The sequence below is a fragment of the Marinobacter sp. MMG032 genome (genome assembly GCF_040112695.1).
Lineage (GTDB): Bacteria > Pseudomonadota > Gammaproteobacteria > Pseudomonadales > Oleiphilaceae > Marinobacter > Marinobacter salsuginis.
Map to the genome: position 1 here is coordinate 3,691,266 of NZ_CP157802.1, position 16,404 is coordinate 3,707,669.

Annotated in this window: 16 protein-coding genes; 15 read left to right on the plus strand and 1 reads right to left on the minus strand. The window is 56.5% G+C overall.

What is annotated here, in order from left to right; genetic code table 11:
- Positions 1-12 precede the first annotated feature (12 nt).
- From ABNF92_RS17005 to ABNF92_RS17055, 11 genes are all read left to right on the plus strand, one after another.
- Positions 13-825 carry an ATP-binding cassette domain-containing protein gene (locus tag ABNF92_RS17005; protein WP_349342798.1) on the plus strand — a complete coding sequence of 271 codons (813 nt, stop codon included), beginning with the start codon at positions 13-15 and terminating at the stop codon, positions 823-825.
- Complete coding sequence (mlaE, locus tag ABNF92_RS17010) at positions 822-1,604, plus strand: lipid asymmetry maintenance ABC transporter permease subunit MlaE (RefSeq protein WP_305966742.1); 783 nt, start codon at positions 822-824, stop codon at positions 1,602-1,604. The genes ABNF92_RS17005 and mlaE overlap by 4 nt, the downstream gene beginning before the upstream one ends.
- 34 nt (positions 1,605-1,638) lie before the next feature.
- Positions 1,639-2,088, plus strand: coding sequence for an outer membrane lipid asymmetry maintenance protein MlaD (gene mlaD / locus ABNF92_RS17015; RefSeq protein WP_349342799.1), 450 nt, complete (start codon positions 1,639-1,641; stop codon positions 2,086-2,088).
- 32 nt (positions 2,089-2,120) lie between these two features.
- Complete coding sequence (locus ABNF92_RS17020) at positions 2,121-2,774, plus strand: ABC transporter substrate-binding protein (RefSeq protein ID WP_349342800.1); 654 nt, start codon at positions 2,121-2,123, stop codon at positions 2,772-2,774.
- Positions 2,771-3,103, plus strand: a complete 333-nt coding sequence (locus ABNF92_RS17025; protein WP_349342801.1) for an STAS domain-containing protein — start codon at positions 2,771-2,773, stop codon at positions 3,101-3,103. The genes ABNF92_RS17020 and ABNF92_RS17025 overlap by 4 nt, the downstream gene beginning before the upstream one ends.
- Positions 3,104-3,207: 104 nt before the next feature.
- A complete protein-coding gene (locus ABNF92_RS17030; protein ID WP_349342802.1) occupies positions 3,208-3,450 on the plus strand; it encodes a BolA/IbaG family iron-sulfur metabolism protein in 243 nt (80 codons plus the stop codon).
- 28 nt (positions 3,451-3,478) lie between these two features.
- Entirely contained in the window at positions 3,479-4,741 is a 1,263-nt protein-coding gene (murA, locus tag ABNF92_RS17035) for a UDP-N-acetylglucosamine 1-carboxyvinyltransferase (protein WP_069183083.1), read from the plus strand.
- A gap of 40 nt (positions 4,742-4,781) precedes the next feature.
- On the plus strand, positions 4,782-5,432 hold the full coding sequence (gene hisG / locus ABNF92_RS17040; RefSeq protein ID WP_349342803.1) for an ATP phosphoribosyltransferase: 651 nt from the start codon (positions 4,782-4,784) through the stop codon (positions 5,430-5,432).
- A gap of 169 nt (positions 5,433-5,601) precedes the next feature.
- A complete protein-coding gene (hisD, locus tag ABNF92_RS17045) occupies positions 5,602-6,906 on the plus strand; it encodes a histidinol dehydrogenase (RefSeq protein WP_349342804.1) in 1,305 nt (434 codons plus the stop codon).
- Between the two features lie 235 nt (positions 6,907-7,141).
- Positions 7,142-8,194, plus strand: coding sequence for a histidinol-phosphate transaminase (gene hisC / locus ABNF92_RS17050; protein WP_349342805.1), 1,053 nt, complete (start codon positions 7,142-7,144; stop codon positions 8,192-8,194).
- 163 nt (positions 8,195-8,357) lie between these two features.
- Positions 8,358-9,101: a Nif3-like dinuclear metal center hexameric protein gene (locus ABNF92_RS17055; RefSeq protein WP_349342806.1), complete on the plus strand. Its 744-nt coding sequence runs from the start codon at positions 8,358-8,360 to the stop codon at positions 9,099-9,101.
- 221 nt (positions 9,102-9,322) lie between these two features.
- Here the strand turns inward: ABNF92_RS17055 and ABNF92_RS17060 are convergent, their stop codons facing one another.
- Positions 9,323-9,763: a DUF1043 family protein gene (locus ABNF92_RS17060; RefSeq protein WP_069183088.1), complete on the minus strand. Its 441-nt coding sequence runs from the start codon at positions 9,761-9,763 to the stop codon at positions 9,323-9,325.
- 230 nt (positions 9,764-9,993) lie between these two features.
- Between ABNF92_RS17060 and zapE the strand changes: the two genes are divergently transcribed.
- From zapE to ABNF92_RS17080, 4 genes are all read left to right on the plus strand, one after another.
- Positions 9,994-11,091: a cell division protein ZapE gene (zapE, locus tag ABNF92_RS17065; protein WP_349344108.1), complete on the plus strand. Its 1,098-nt coding sequence runs from the start codon at positions 9,994-9,996 to the stop codon at positions 11,089-11,091.
- An 83-nt stretch (positions 11,092-11,174) separates the two neighbouring features.
- Complete coding sequence (locus tag ABNF92_RS17070) at positions 11,175-12,359, plus strand: thiolase family protein (RefSeq protein ID WP_349342807.1); 1,185 nt, start codon at positions 11,175-11,177, stop codon at positions 12,357-12,359.
- A 626-nt stretch (positions 12,360-12,985) separates the two neighbouring features.
- Positions 12,986-14,839, plus strand: a complete 1,854-nt coding sequence (locus tag ABNF92_RS17075; protein WP_349344109.1) for a DUF1302 domain-containing protein — start codon at positions 12,986-12,988, stop codon at positions 14,837-14,839.
- 34 nt (positions 14,840-14,873) lie between these two features.
- Complete coding sequence (locus ABNF92_RS17080) at positions 14,874-16,235, plus strand: DUF1329 domain-containing protein (RefSeq protein WP_291905970.1); 1,362 nt, start codon at positions 14,874-14,876, stop codon at positions 16,233-16,235.
- Positions 16,236-16,404 lie beyond the last annotated feature (169 nt).

Genomic DNA, 16,404 nt, shown 5'->3' on the forward strand with positions numbered 1-16,404 from the left:
AAGGTATGGATTATGAATTCACCGGCCTACATATCGCTCAAGGATGTCGTGTTCTCCCGTTCAGGGCGCCGTATCTTCGACGGTGTCAGCCTGGAGATTCCGCGCGGAAAAATTACCGCTATCATGGGCCCCAGTGGCACTGGCAAGACCACACTGTTGCGCCTCATTGGTGGTCAGCTCAAGCCCGATTCCGGCAGTGTTGTGGTGGATGGTCATGAGGTCCCGAAGCTCAAACGAAAGGCCCTCTACAGCCTCCGCGAAAAGATGGGCATGCTGTTCCAGAGCGGGGCACTGTTCACGGATCTGAGCGTGTTCGAGAACGTCGCCTTCCCGCTTAGGGTTCATACAAAACTACCGGAAGACATGATCCGTGACATCGTCCTGATGAAACTGGAAGCCGTTGGCTTGCGTGGTGCCCGCCAGTTGATGCCCTCGGAGTTGTCCGGAGGCATGACCCGCCGCGTGGCTCTGGCCCGAAGCATTGCCCTGGATCCGGAGCTGATCATGTACGACGAGCCATTTGCGGGCCAGGACCCGATTGCCATGGGCGTTCTGGTCAAGCTGATCCGTGATCTGAACGGTTCCATGGGGCTGACCAGCGTGCTGGTCTCCCACGACGTGCCTGAGTCCCTGAGCATCTGTCATTACGCCTGCATCATCTCGGACGGCAAGGTGATCGGTGAAGGCACGCCGGAAGAGTTGCGGGCCCATCCCTCCGGGCAGGTGCAGCAGTTCCTTCAGGGGCAGCCGGACGGCCCCGTGCCGTTCCATTACCCCGCGGATGGCGCCGCTCAGGACTTCGGGTTGTCCGGGGGTGCCTCTTGATCGACAGAATAGCGGCCTTCGGTCGTCTCGGTCTTGATATTGTCTCCTCATTCGGCCGATCCGGTCGTTTCCTGGCGGGCGTTCTGGGCGGGGTGCCGAGGCCGGCCACCGGTTTCCCGCTCCTGCTGAAACAGCTTTACGCTGTTGGTGTTCTGTCCCTGGCCATCATTGTGGTGTCCGGCCTGTTTATCGGCATGGTGCTGGGGCTGCAGGGGTATACGATCCTGAGCGATTATGGCTCTGAGGCAGCCATCGGTCAGATGATAGCCCTGACTCTGGTGCGTGAACTCGGGCCTGTTGTGACTGCGCTGTTGTTTGCGGGCCGGGCGGGTTCGGCGCTGACGGCGGAAATCGGTTTGATGAAAGCCACCGAGCAACTGTCCAGTATGGAGATGATGGGCGTGGACCCGCTGCGGCGCGTCATTGCGCCCCGGCTCTGGGCCGGATTTATCGCCATGCCTGTGCTTGCCGTGATTTTCTCGGTGGTCGGCATCTGGGGCGGGATGCTGGTAGGTGTAGACTGGCTAGGCGTGTTTGAAGGCTCCTTCTGGGGCAACATGCAGTCGTCGGTGGATTTTGTTGATGACGTCCTGAACGGCGTCATTAAAAGCGTTGTTTTCGGCTTTGTCTGCGCCTGGATCGCGGTTTATCAGGGTTATGACTGCGTGCCGACCTCGGCAGGTATCAGTTCGGCGACCACCAAAACCGTGGTTTACTCCTCGCTGGCCGTGCTGGGCCTGGATTTTGTGCTGACCGCTGTAATGTTTGGCGATTTCTGAATCATCGATTAACGAGAGAATACCGGAGCCGGAAATGGCACAGAGAACCACTGAAATCATCGTTGGACTGTTCATGATCGCAGGCTGCGCGGCGCTGCTTTTCCTCGCATTGCAGGTGAGCGGACTGTCGCCGAAGTCGGCCGACAGCACCTACACGATCTACGCCAATTTCAACGATACCGGCGGGCTTACGCCGCGTGGGCGAGTCTCCATGGCAGGGGTGACCGTGGGCACCATTGAGTCCATTAGCCTGAATAAAGAGACATTTCAGGCGCGGGTGCAAATGTCGATTCACTCGGACGTCGACAATATCCCCTCCGACAGTTCCGCAGTTATACGTACATCCGGCCTGCTTGGTGAACAGTACATTGATATATCGATAGGGGCCGAGATGGACTCGCTGAAGGAAGGCGATACCTTCTATTCGACGCAGTCGGCCATGAACCTGGAGCGATTGATCAGCAACTTTGCATCGGGCCGCTGACTCGGGCCGGAAAGATTTAACAGGAGATCCTGATGTTTGCACTGAAACACCACATTCTACTTGGCCTTCTGATGGCTCTGGTTCTCGTTATGCCGGCTCGCGCTGGTGACGCGGAGGATCTCCGGAACTATGTGGATGAAAACACCCAGCGGCTCGTGGAAAAGCTCAATGAAGAGCGCGGGCTGTACGAGCGAGATCCGGAAGCGTTCTACGAGAGCATGGACAAGGCATTGACGGATTTTGTGGACTTCCGCCGTATTGCTGCGCGAGTGATGGGGCGTTACGCCCGGCAGACCACGCCTGAGCAGAGGGACGAATTCGTGGTCAAGTTCAAGCGCAGCCTGTTTGACAGCTACGCACAGGCGCTGGTCAACGCCGAAAATTTCGAGATTCAGGTTAAAGAAGCGACCATCAACCCGCAGAGTGACGACCGTGCCTCTGTTCAGATGGAGGTTATCAGTGCATCCGGAAACCGTTACCCGGTGACCTACTCAATGTACAGGAACTCCGAAGGCAAGTGGTTGATGGAAAACGTGATCGTTGAGGGCGTGAACATCGGTCTGGCCTTCAGGGATCGGTTCAGTCAGGAAATGGAAGAAAACCGCGGCCAGATTCAGGTGGTGATTGACGGCTGGAGCGATGCCGTTGAATCGCTGAACCTGGAGGCGGAAGTGGACAACTCATGACGACAGGTGTGCCTCGGGTTCAGCTTTCCGACGGAGTCCTGATTGTGTCTGGAGAGGTTACTCCGGACACGGTGGTCAGCCTGCGGAACGAGGGCGAGAAACTGATCCGCTCGGTATCCAGGGACCTGGTTATCGACCTTGATGGCCTGGTTACCGCGCACAGTGTGGTGCTATCTATGCTGCTCTGCTGGCAGCGCCTGGCACATCAAGCCGGTATTACCCTCTCATTCCGGGGCGTCAGTAGTCGATTGGCTTCTCTGGCGGCCCTGAGCAACCTGGATGACCAGCTTACGGGTTTTCGCCCGGAAACTTCCCAGGCGCCCCACTGAATTTTCCGGTCTCGGGCCCTCTGTTTACAAGACAGTAAAGCTGACCCGAGCGCCGGAATTGGTTACAATCTCGCCCCTGATTTCAAAACACCCGAGGATTTTCTATGGATGCCACCCAAGTCACCGAGCTGGTCAAGGAAGCGTTGCCCGGCTGCGAAGTTCAGGTACAGGTTGATGGTACCCATTATCTGGTCGTCGTGGTGGGTGATGTCTTCGAAGGCCTGCCGACCATCAAGCGCCAGCAGCTGATCAACAAGGCGCTGTTCCAACAGATCATGGATGGCACGATTCACGCACTTCATCCGAAAGCCTTTACTCCGGCTGAATGGGCCGAGCGCCAGGGCTGAACGGCCCGGACAAAACAGGATATTTATTGTGGATAAACTTCTGATCAGGGGCCGCAAGCCTCTGGATGGTGAAATCCGGATTTCCGGTGCCAAGAACGCCGCACTGCCGATTTTGGCAGCAACCCTGCTGGCGGATGAGCCGGTGACCGTCGGCAATCTGCCGCACCTGCACGACGTAACCACCATGATCGAGCTTCTTGGCCGCATGGGCGTTGAGGTGATTATTGATGAGAAAATGAGCGTGGAAATTCACGCCAATACCATCAAGCACTTCCACGCGCCGTACGAGCTGGTGAAAACCATGCGCGCCTCCATCCTGGTGCTGGGTCCCCTTGTTGCCCACTTCGGCGAGGCGGAAGTATCCCTGCCAGGCGGCTGTGCAATCGGTAGCCGTCCGGTGAACCTGCACATCCACGGCCTTGAAATGATGGGCGCAGAGATCAAGGTCGAGAATGGCTACATCAAGGCCAAGACCAACGGTCGCCTGAAGGGCGCCCACATTTTCCTGGATACCGTCACCGTAACTGGCACAGAGAACCTGATGATGGCCGCTGCCCTGGCAGACGGAAAAACCATCCTGGAAAACGCGGCCCGCGAGCCGGAGGTTGTCGACCTTGCCGAGTGTCTGATTGCCATGGGCGCAGACATCAAAGGTCACGGTACTGCCACCATTGAAATCAACGGTGTCGAGCGTTTGCACGGTTGTCATTACAACGTGCTGCCAGACCGGGTTGAAACCGGTACCTACCTGGTGGCTGCCGCCGCAACCGGCGGTCGTGTGAAGTTGAAGGATACCCGGGAAGACCTGCTGGAAGCAGTGGTGCTCAAGCTTGAAGAGGCCGGCGCCCACATCAACACCGGTCCGGACTGGATCGAGCTGGACATGAAAGGCAATCGCCCGAAAGCGGTGAGCCTGCGCACAGCGCCTTATCCGGCCTTTCCCACAGACATGCAGGCCCAGTTTGCTGCAATGAATGCGGTGGCCGAAGGTACCGGCACCATCGTGGAAACCGTATTCGAAAACCGGTTCATGCACCTGCAGGAGCTGATCCGGATGGGCGCGGACATCACGCTGGAAGGCAACGCTGCCATCATCAAGGGCGTGGATCACCTTACCGGCGCGCCGGTCATGGCGACGGATCTGAGGGCCTCGGCCAGCCTGGTTATCGCTGGGCTGATGGCTGACGGCGATACCATTGTTGACCGCATTTACCACATCGACCGCGGTTACGAGTGTATCGAAGAGAAACTGCAGTTGCTGGGCGCCACCATCCGACGCTTGCCAGCCTAAAAGATATCCATCCAGACAATACGGGAAACCGGAAGAATCCATGACAGATTCCATCACCATCGCCTTGTCGAAGGGACGAATCCTGGAAGAAACCCTGCCTCTGCTCGCAGAGGCGGGCATTGAGCTGATCGACGACGTCAAAAAGTCCCGCAAACTGGTGTTCCCGACTACGGACCCGAATGTCCGGGTGTTGATAATCCGCGCCACGGATGTGCCGACCTATGTTCAGTACGGCGGTGCGGATCTTGGCGTGACTGGCAAGGACGTGCTGATGGAGCACGGTGGCGAAGGGCTGTATGAGCCACTGGATCTGAATATTTCCCGTTGCCGCCTGATGACTGCCGGCCCGAAAGATCAGACTCCGCCATCCGGCCGTATCAAGGTGGCGACAAAATTCGTCAATCTGGCTCGCCGATATTATTCGGCCCAGGGTCGCCAGGCAGACATCATCAAGCTTTATGGCGCCATGGAGCTGGCTCCGATTCTGGGCCTGGCTGACGAGATCGTCGATATTGTGGATACCGGTAATACGCTGAAGGCAAACGGTCTTGAAGCCCGAGAGCTGATTGAGCATATCAGCAGCCGGCTGGTGGTCAATCGCGCCTCCATGAAGATGAAACACGAGCGTATTAACCCCATAATTGAAAAGATGTCTGTTGCGGTGGATAAGCGCAGGCAGACTTCGGAGTAAGAATTGGCCAGGGATGGCTTCCCAAAACACGCTACGAGCACATCCATGTGCGCTTGTTTCGGGCCGTCCTTGGCCCTCAACAGTTTTGGGAAGCCATCCCTGACCAATTCCCAAGCCTTGATGCGACGCCCGGCAGCGTCACTTATATAGCCAACCTAGGATTTGACTCATGACCGTGAACATCAAACGACTGAGTGCCTCACAAAGTGACTTCGACAGCGTCCTGGCCAAACTGCTGGCCTGGGACGACAGCGTTGATCATCAGGTGAACGAGTCGGTGCGTCATATCCTGCATGAGGTGAAAACCCGTGGCGACCAGGCGGTTCTGGAATTTACAGAAAAGTTCGATCGCCTGAAGATTGGGTCCGTTGCCGAGCTGGAAATGGACCAGAGTCGATTGCAGCAGGCCCTCGAAGCGATTCCTGAGGACCAGCGCGCGGCACTGGAAAAAGCCGCTGAGCGGATCCGTGATTATCACGAGCGCCAGAACCAGAAGTCCTGGCAGTATGAAGACGAGGACGGAACCGTGCTCGGCCAGAAGGTGACTCCGCTGGATCGGGCGGGCCTGTACGTGCCCGGTGGCAAAGCCGCCTATCCGTCCTCGGTGCTGATGAATGCTATTCCTGCCAAGGTTGCTGGCGTCAGTGAAGTGGTGATGGTTGTTCCGACACCGGATGGCGTGGTGAATGACATGGTCCTGGCTTCCGCAGCTATTGCCGGTGTTGACCGCGTGTTTACCGTTGGTGGCGCACAGGCCGTCGGTGCGCTGGCCTATGGCACGGAAACCATCCCGGCAGTGGATAAAATCGTCGGCCCCGGCAATATTTTCGTCGCCACCGCCAAACGCGAAGTTTTTGGCGTCGTCGGCATCGACATGATTGCCGGCCCCTCGGAAATCCTCGTGATCAGTGACGGCAAAACCGATCCCGACTGGATTGCCATGGACCTGTTCTCCCAGGCAGAACACGACGAACAGGCCCAGTCCATACTGATCAGCCCGGATGCGGAATTTCTGGATGCCGTCGAAGCCAGCATCAACAAACTACTGCCTACCATGGAGCGTGCAGACATAATCCGCACCTCCATGACCGACCGTGCCGCGCTGATCCAGGTCGCCGACCTGAAACAAGCCGCCGAAGTCTCTAACCGTATCGCCCCGGAGCACCTGGAGCTGTCGGTTGAAGACCCCGAAGCCATGCTGGAAGACATCCGTCACGCCGGCGCTATCTTCATGGGCCGTTACACCGCAGAAGCCCTGGGCGACTACTGCGCCGGGCCGAACCACGTGCTGCCTACCAGCGGCACAGCTCGGTTCTCCTCGCCCCTGGGTGTCTACGACTTCCAGAAACGGTCTTCCATCATCGGTTTCAGTGCCGCCGGTGCTGATCGTATGGGGCGCGTGGCGTCCGTTCTGGCCCGTGGTGAGGGGTTAACCGCCCATGCCCGGTCGGCGGAATACCGTATTAAGGATTAAAAAGACCTTACCCCCTATGTCTGCAGGGATGGTGGGGGCCGCCTTTCCGGGAATGTAGAGGGCCATGGATGGCCCGAAACAAGCGCACATGGGTGTGGCAGAGCGATGATGAAGCGGAGCTTCATGCGATAGCCACACGACAGCAATCTGCGATTGCTGGCCGGACCCGCTTGCGGGTGCTCGTAGCGTTTCCCGGAAAGGCGGCCCCCTTCAGACCGTTAGCTCGGAGTTAAAAATGAGCAAATTTTGGAGCCCCCTGGTAAACGACCTGGTTCCATATGTCCCAGGCGAACAGCCAAAAAGGGCCAACTTGGTGAAGCTGAACACCAACGAAAACCCCTTCGGCCCCTCACCAAAAGTCATCGAAGCCATCCAGGCCGAACTGAACGACAGCCTGCGCCTCTATCCGGATCCGGAAGGCGAAAGCCTGCGCCAGACCATTGCGGCGTACTACAAGGTAAAGCCGGAGCAGATCTTCCTGGGTAACGGCTCGGACGAAGTCCTGGCACACATCTTCTTTGGCCTGTTCCAGCATGGCGAACCGATCCTGTTTCCGGACATCACCTACAGCTTCTATCCGGTGTACTGCGGCCTCTATAACATCGAGAGCAAGAAACTTCCGCTGACGGAAAGCTTTGAGATCAACCCGGACGACTACAAGCAGCCCAACGGCGGTGTAATTTTCCCGAACCCGAATGCGCCAACCGGTCGGTATCTTGAGTTGCAGTCCGTGGAAGAGATCCTGGCTGCCAACCCGGAGCGCGTCGTAGTGGTAGACGAAGCCTACATCGATTTCGGCGGCGAGTCGGCGATTACCCTGGTCAACAAGTATCCGAACCTACTGGTGTCACAGACTCTGTCCAAGGCCCGTTCGCTGGCTGGTTTGCGCGTAGGCTTCGCCGTTGGCCATCCGGACCTAATCGAGGCACTGAACCGCGTAAAAAACAGCTTCAACAGCTACCCCCTGGACCGTCTGGCCCTCGCCGGCGCGAAAGCGGCCTACGAGGATGAAGCCTGGTTCCGGAAGTGCTGCGATGACGTGATCTCCGAGCGCGAGCGCGTAACGGCAGCCCTCGAAGATCTTGGATTCGAGGTGTTACCCTCCAAGGCAAACTTCATCTTTGCCCGTCATAAAGATCAGCCGGGTGAGGTTTTGGCCAAGAGCCTGAGAGAGCAGGGGATTATTGTTCGGCACTTCAACAAGCCCCGAATTAGCGATTTCCTGCGAATCACGATTGGCACTGTTGAGCAGAATGATGCCTTGATCGGGGGGCTGCGGTCACTCTAGCCTGCGTATTGGCGGGTAGAGCGGGGTAGGCGCCCCTCTCCGGGAACCGCTACGAGCACATCCATGTGCGCTTGACGTCGGCCATCCTTGGCCGCCGACATTCCCGGAGAGGGGCGCCTACCCCGCTCGTCTAGCTTCCATGAAATAGTCGGAGCGTAGCTTTATGGCGAATCGAAACGACATCCTTAAGAAAATCGGCGAATGGCTGCAGCCAGAGAACTTCCAGGATTACTGTCCCAATGGCCTCCAGGTTGAAGGCAAATCCGAAATCAATACCGTTGTCTCTGGCGTAACTGCCTCAAAAGCGCTCATCGAAGCCGCCATTGAAGCAAACGCAGATATGATCCTCGTACACCACGGCTACTTCTGGAAAGGTGAGGACCAGCGAATCCAGGGGATGAAACGTGAGCGCCTGAAACAGCTTCTGGACAACGACATCAACCTTGTCGCCTACCACCTCCCGCTGGACGACCACCCCGAATACGGCAATAACCGTCAGCTGGCGGATATCCTCAACATCAAGAACCCGCGCCCGTTGGGCGGTCTGGTCTGGGAAGGCGAGCTGGAAGAGGCGATGTCTCCGGAGAAATTCGGTCTTCACATCGCAAGGCAGCTCCACCGCGAACCGCTCGGGGTTGGCGAGGGCCCGGCAACTATCAAGCGGGTAGGGTGGTGCACCGGTGCTGCACAGGGGTTCATCAACACGGCGCTGGATGCTGGCCTCGATGCCTACATAAGCGGTGAAATCTCCGAGCCGACGACGCACATGGCCAGAGAATGTGGTATCCACTATTATGCAGCTGGTCATCACGCGACTGAACGTTACGGGGTTCAGGCCCTCGGAAAGGCTCTAGTGGAGGAGTTTGGGGTAACCCACAAATTTATTGATTGCGACAACCCTGTCTAATCAATAACAGGCGATTAAATGAAGGTTTAGTGCGAATTGCACAGAAGCTGATTGAGCGGGGTAGGTGCCCCTTTCCGAGAATGTCGGCGGCCAAGGATGGCCGACGTCAAGCGCACATGGATGTGCTCGTAGCGGTTCTCGGAAAGGGGCACCTACCCCGCTCCCTCCCCGAGTTCAGCAGTCTTAATCCAGGCTGAATTCCCAAACTACCGCAAGAAAAATCAGGCCTGCTGAGCCTTATCACCCTTCTTGAGCCCAAAGTCCTCGGCAAGCGTCCCGGAATCCTTCGGATCCGTCTTCGGCGCATAATCCCGTGGTGGCTCGGAAGCGTCCTCGCGGACTTCCTCCAGGCGCTTCTTGGAAGTCTCGTGAGCCAACTCTTCCATCCAGTCCTCATCATTGCAAAGACGGTTGGCGCCCCGGGCCATGTGCTGGTTTACATCGCGATAGGCATCGTTGAAACGGCGCAGCAGATGGGCCGACTCCATGAAATGTTCATTCACCTGGGCCTGGTAGCGGGTATATTCGCTTCTCAGTTCCTCAATCTGCTGTTCCGCCCGGCGCTGCCGAAGCGTCGTTCCCTGCCCGGAACGGCCAACAAATACCCCGATGACAATGCCAACAACCAATGCGGCAATCGCTGCCAGAATCAGGTTTGTCATATGCTGTATCGTCCTTTTACCTAGAAGTGAGCCAAGCCCCTGCAAGCCGAGTATAACGCCCCAGGCTCCATCATCCCATGATTGCGGCCTGCGCCTATCGTCGTATTGCCGCAAAGGTGGCCAACGTGGCGAAAAATCGCTAAATGCGAGACAATACGGCGCCCAAATTTACGTTCAACTTCCGGGAATACCTGATGCCAGCTGCGATGTCCTCCGAAACCAGTGCGAACATGACCCCTTGGCAACGCTACCAGAAGGATCTTGAACGCCCCGATTTCCAGAAGGACTCGGCCCAGGAAGATGCCGTCAAGCGCCTTCAATCACTGTACGACAAACTGGTGGAAGCCGAAAGGGATCGCAGCAAGCCCAAGGCCAAACTTTTGCGCAAGCTCAAAAAAGGCAAGGAAGAGCCGGTCAAGGGGCTGTATTTCTGGGGTGGAGTAGGCCGCGGCAAAACCTACCTGATGGATACTTTCTACGAGTCGCTGCCCTTCGATCGCAAGATGCGGGTTCATTTCCACCGCTTCATGCAGCGGGTACACAACGAACTCAAATCTCTCAAAGGCGAAAAGAACCCGCTGGAGCTGGTCTCCAAAAAATTCGCCGATGAAACCCGGGTTATCTGCTTCGATGAGTTTTTCGTGTCAGACATTGGTGACGCCATGATCCTGGCCACCCTGATGGACGGGCTGTTCAGCCGCGGAGTTACCCTGGTTTGCACCTCCAATATCGTACCGGACGGCCTCTACAAGGACGGGCTTCAGCGTGCGAGATTCCTGCCCGCGATCGATCTGGTCAAGAAACACACCGATGTGGTCAACGTGGATGGCGGAGTTGATTACCGACTGAGGACTCTCGAGCAGGCGGAGCTGTTCCACTCCCCTCTGGACGAGGACGCGGACGTAAGCCTTCGGAAGAGCTTCGATGCCCTGGCGGTCGAAGCCGGTAAACACAGCAAAACCATGGAAATCAACGGCCGAAAAATCCCGGCCCAGGCCCATGCGGACGACGTGGTGTGGTTTGATTTCAAAGATGTGTGCGACGGCCCCCGAAGCCAGAACGACTACATCGAAATGGCCCGGCAGTTCCACGCCATCATCGTCAGCAATGTGCCCATCCTGGGAAAAGAAAAGGATGATCAGGCTCGCCGCTTTATCAACATGATTGACGAGTTCTACGACCGCAACGTCAAAGTCATCATCTCTGCCGCTGCACCGATCACCGAACTCTATGCTGGCGGCCGCCTTGGCTTTGAATTCGAGCGAACCGAATCCCGCCTGCTGGAAATGCAGTCCCGGGAATACCTCGAAGCGCCGCATAAACCTTAAAAAGAAAACAGCCCTGAGTAGGTCGGATTAGCGAAGCGTAGTCCGACAAAAACCGACCATACAATCAACAGAGAGATTCAGAAATGAGCACAGACAACGTCGTCATCGTCAGCGGTGTCCGCACCCCCATGGGCGGATTCCAGGGTAGCCTGGCCAGCGTCAGCGCAACTGACCTGGGTGCCATCACCATCGCCGAGGCCGTCAAGCGCGCTGGCCTTCAGCCTACGGATGTGCAGGAAGTTATCATGGGCAACGTCCTGCCCGCCGGCCTCAAGCAGGGCCCGGCACGCCAGGCCATGCGCAAGGCCGGTCTTCCGGACCACACCGGCGCCACCACCATCAACAAACTCTGCGGTTCCGGCATGAAGGCCGCTATGTTCGCCCACGATCTGATCAAAGCCGGCAGCAACGACATCATGGTTGCCGGTGGCATGGAGAGCATGTCCAACGCCCCTTACATTCTGCAGGGCGTCCGCAGCGGCTACCGCATGGGCCCCGGCCAGGCACCCCAGGATCACATGTTCCTGGATGGCCTGGAAGACGCTGAAACCGGTCGCCTGATGGGGGCGTTCGCCCAGGAAATGGCCGATAAGAAAGGCTACACCCGTGAAGAAATGGACGAGTACGCCATCACCTCCCTCACGCGGGCGAAGAAAGCCATCGAAGAAGGGCTGCTTAAAGAGGAGATCATCCCGGTTACCGTCAAGAGTCGCAAAGGCGAGGTCGTTGTCGAGGATGATGAGCAGCCTCACAACGCCAATATCGAGAAAATCCCGAGCCTGCGTCCGGCCTTCGCGAAAGACGGCACTGTAACAGCCGCTAACGCCTCATCAATTTCCGACGGCGCCTCGGCGCTGCTCCTTATGCGTGAATCCGAAGCCGAAAAACGCGGCCTCAAACCGCTGGCCCGTATCGTTGGCCACAGCACCCAATCCCAGCACCCGTCCGAGTTCACCTGCGCCCCGGTTGGCGCCATCGAAACCCTGTTCGGCAAAACCGGCTGGAGCAAAGACGACGTCGACCTCTTCGAAATCAACGAAGCCTTCGCCATGGTCGCAATGATGCCCATCCGCGAACTCGGCCTGGACCCCGATAAAGTCAACATCCACGGCGGCGCCTGCGCCCAGGGTCACCCGGTCGGTTCCACCGGCTCCCGCCTGCTGGTAACCCTCATGTATGCCCTTCAGCGTTACGGCAAGAAAAAAGGCGTTGCGGCGCTTTGCATCGGTGGTGGTGAAGCTACCGCTATGGCTATCGAGATGCTGTAAATTCTTATAGCCCTTTGCTTTTGAGTTCCGGCAAGGGGCATTGGCCTTTCTGAAACACGCCGTAAATACGTCCATGTAGGCTTGACGGCAGCATCCCTGCTGCCGACAGTTTCAGAAAGGCCAATGCCCCTTTCCGCCAGAATGAGGGAATGCTTTTCAAACTATTGTCAGCACAGTTCTGTTTTCGTCTCGATTTGAGGCGTAATAGTTCCCGGCCTTTGCGCCAAGTATGGGCGCTGGCGCCGGGGTGGGGCTTCCGGGAATGTCGGCGGCCAAGGATGGCCGACGTCAAGCGCACATGGATGTGCTCGTAGCGGTTCCCGGAAGCCCCACCCCGGCGGCAGTGCTTTCACCCAACTTGAAGACTTCAAGAAAACCAGAAAAACCACCAAAACCAAAGTGGTTGCATCCAAATTTGTTGTCTATAGTGATTCTGTGCGAAGAAACCCGGCGGCAAACGGCGTTAACAGAGGGATGAGAGCAAAATCATACTTTTGACTGATCAAAGCGCCTGAAGGCGTTAGCTATAGTGCCAACATCACGAGCACTGTGCATGAAGCCTCCAATACATCGTGAACACCAATAATCAGAGCAGCGACTCAGAACAACAATGGAGTAGCCTTCCAATGACAAGAAAAACACATCAATGGCAGCGTTGGACCAAATTACCGCTGGCCGTGGCCGTTGCAGCCGGTATGTCTGGCAACGCAGCAGCTTTATCGTTTTACATGGGAGATGTGGAAGCCCAGTTCAACACCACGCTTTCTGCGGGTGCAGGTTGGCGAGTTGAGGATCGGGACAAGCGTCTGATCGCCCAGGGTAACCTTGGCCCTGAGTATGCCCCCGGTGGCTCGCTCGCGAATATTGGTGCCTCCACGAACAACTATGATGACGGTAACCTCAACTTCGAAAGTGGCGATACCTATTCCAAGATCGTCAAAGGCAACAGCGAACTTTACCTGAACTACTACGTCGACAACCCCTACCTGACCAGGGTTGGTGGTTTACTTCGTGGCAGGTACTGGTACGACTTTGAGTTGAAAGATGAAAGCCGCGCAGTAGATTACGTGGGTCAGCAACGCGAGCTCAATCCTGAAGCCAAAGATAATGCTTCTGGTGGCGAAATTCTCGACGCCTACGTCTTCTCCGATTGGTATTTTGGTAACGTTCCAGTCAGTCTTCGCTACGGCAAGCAGGTTTTGAGCTGGGGTGAGAGCACTTTCATTCAGGGTGGTATTAACGTTATCAACCCTGTAGACGTGCCAGCTTTTAGAGCGCCTGGCTCCGAGCTGAAGGACGCCCTACTGCCGGTCGAGATGTTCTACATGTCTGCCGGTATCACAGAGAACGTAACTATTGAAACTTTCGTTCAGGCTGATTGGGAGCCTGTACGTCCTGATGATTGTGGCACGTTCTTCTCGACGAATGATTTTGCGCCGGATGGATGCGGCCCCGTTTTGCTGGCAGGCCAGCTACCCGATTCCCAGGCTTTGGCTCAGGGCTTCATAGCGCCTCGTCTTGGTGATCAGGAAGCTGATTCCAAGGACCAATTTGGTGTTGCACTTCGTTGGTACGTCCCCGAACTGAATGATTCGGAGCTTGGCTTCTACTACATCAAATACAACAGCCGTCTCCCCTATGTCAGTGGCACTATCAAAGACACTGGCGAGCAGTTTCCGTCCTATTTTATCGAGTATCCGGAGAACATTGATCTCTACGGTATCAGTATCAACACGACAACTCCCGGTGGATGGTCCCTCGGTGCTGAATACTCTTTCCGTGACAAGGTCCCCTTGCAATGGAACGCTTTCGAGCTGATCTACGGCGGTATTCAGCTGAGAAACCCGATCGATGGAAGCGTTGTAAGTCTTTTGGAAAAGCAAAGGCTTGAAGAGGCAGGTGGGTTCATCGCCCCGGGATCTGTAGTGTCTGGCAACGACCGCTTCAATGTTTCCCAGGCCCAGTTCACCCTGATCAAGTTCTTCGACCAGGTTATGGGTGCCAGCCGTATGTCGCTTATCACCGAATTCGGGGCGACTTATATTCATGATCTGCCTGGATACGATGAGGCTCGTTATGGGCGTTCCGGTACCTTCGGCGTGGGTCCCATTCCTAGCGCGGGTGGACTTGATGCCTGTGCCGCTGGCGTCAACATCAACACCAACTACTGTGAAAACGAAGGCTTCACAACGGACTTCTCTTGGGGTTACCGTGCACGCCTGGTTTGGGATTATCCCAACGCCCTGGCTGGTGTAAATCTGTCTCCTCAGCTTGCCTGGAGCCACGATGTTGAGGGTTACAGCCCACAGCCGGGCGGCGCCTTCAATGAAGGTAGCAAGGCCATTGGCCTGTCTCTGCAGGCGGTCTACCAGAACAAAATCACCGGTAATATCGGTTACACAAACTTTTTCGGCGGCAAGCCGTATAACGAGTTGACTGACCGTGATTTCGTGAGTGCTAGCGTTTCATACTCATTCTGAACCCGGAAAGAATTCGTTGAACGAGGGAATTTAAATGAAACTGAACAAGAAACTACTGGCCACAGGCGTACTGGCAGCAAGCATGTTTGCTGGCCAGGCCTGGGGTGCGGTTTCTGCTGAAGAAGCGGCCAAGCTGGGTAACTCGCTGACACCGATGGGTGCAGAAAAATCCGGTAATGGTGGTGCGATTCCCGCCTGGACTGGAGGCCTTACAACTCCGCCGGCCGGTTACAAGAATGACGGAATCTATGTGAATCCGTTCCCGAATGAGCAGCCGAAGTTCACCATCGATCAGAGCAATGTCGAGCAGTACAAGGACAACCTGTCCCCGGGTCAGGTCGCGATGATTGAGCGTTACGACGACTACTTCATGCCGGTGTACGAAACCCATCGTACCGCTGCTTATCCGCAGGAGGTAATGGAGCAGACTGTCGAGAACGCGACAGAGGTGGAGCTCATTAAAGACGGTAATGGTCTGGGCAACTATCAGTCCGCCACACCGTTCCCGATTCCCCAGAACGGTCTGGAAGCGATCTGGAACCATATTACCCGCTACCGTGGTGGTTCTGTTCAGCGTAACGTTGGCCAGGTAACCCCGACAGAAGGTGGTGACTTCTCGGTGGTCAAATTCCAGGACGAGCTGACCTGGCGGACCTACCTGGCAGACTACGAGCCAGGCATGGATCCGAACGTGCTGTTCTACTTCAAGCAGGCCATCACCGCGCCGGCACGTCTGGCGGGTAACGTTCTGCTGGTACACGAAACCATTGACCAGGTTGCAGAGCCTCGCCGTGCCTGGGTATACAACGCCGGTCAGCGCCGTGTTCGTCGTGCGCCCCAGGTAGCCTATGACGGACCGGGTACCGCAGCTGACGGTATGCGTACGTCTGACAACTTCGACATGTTCAACGGTGCTCCGGATCGTTACAACTGGGAGTTGGTAGGCAAAAAGGAAATGTACATTCCGTACAACTCCTACAAGCTGGTTGATCCGAGTCTGACGTATGACCAGATCATCAAGGCTGGCCACATCAATCAGGAATACACCCGCTACGAGCTGCATCGCGTGTGGCACGTAAGGGCAACCCTGAAGGATGGCGCCCGTCACATCTACGCCCAGCGTGACTTCTACATTGACGAAGACTCCTGGCAAGCATCGGTTATTGATCATTACGACGGTCGTGGCGAGCTGTGGCGCGTTGCCGAAGCCCACAACATGCAGTTCTATGATCAGAACGTGCCTTGGTACGCCATCGAGACTCTGTACGACCTGCTCTCTGGCCGCTACCTTGCACTGGGCCTGACCAACGAAGAAGAGAATCCGTACGAGTTCGGCGTTGAGCGTCGCTCACGGGATTACACGCCGGCCGCACTGCGCCGCGCAGGTACCCGGTAACGGATCATCTGAAGATCTGAAAAACGGCGGTCCCCATGGCCCGCCGTTTTTTTTACACCTGAGAAAATCCTTTCACGTCAAAATTTTGCAGCCTACCCCTCAATTGGTTTAACCTTCCTATCATACTAAAGGCGTACCCGATGCCGGTCGCCACTCAAAAGTCAGTGCA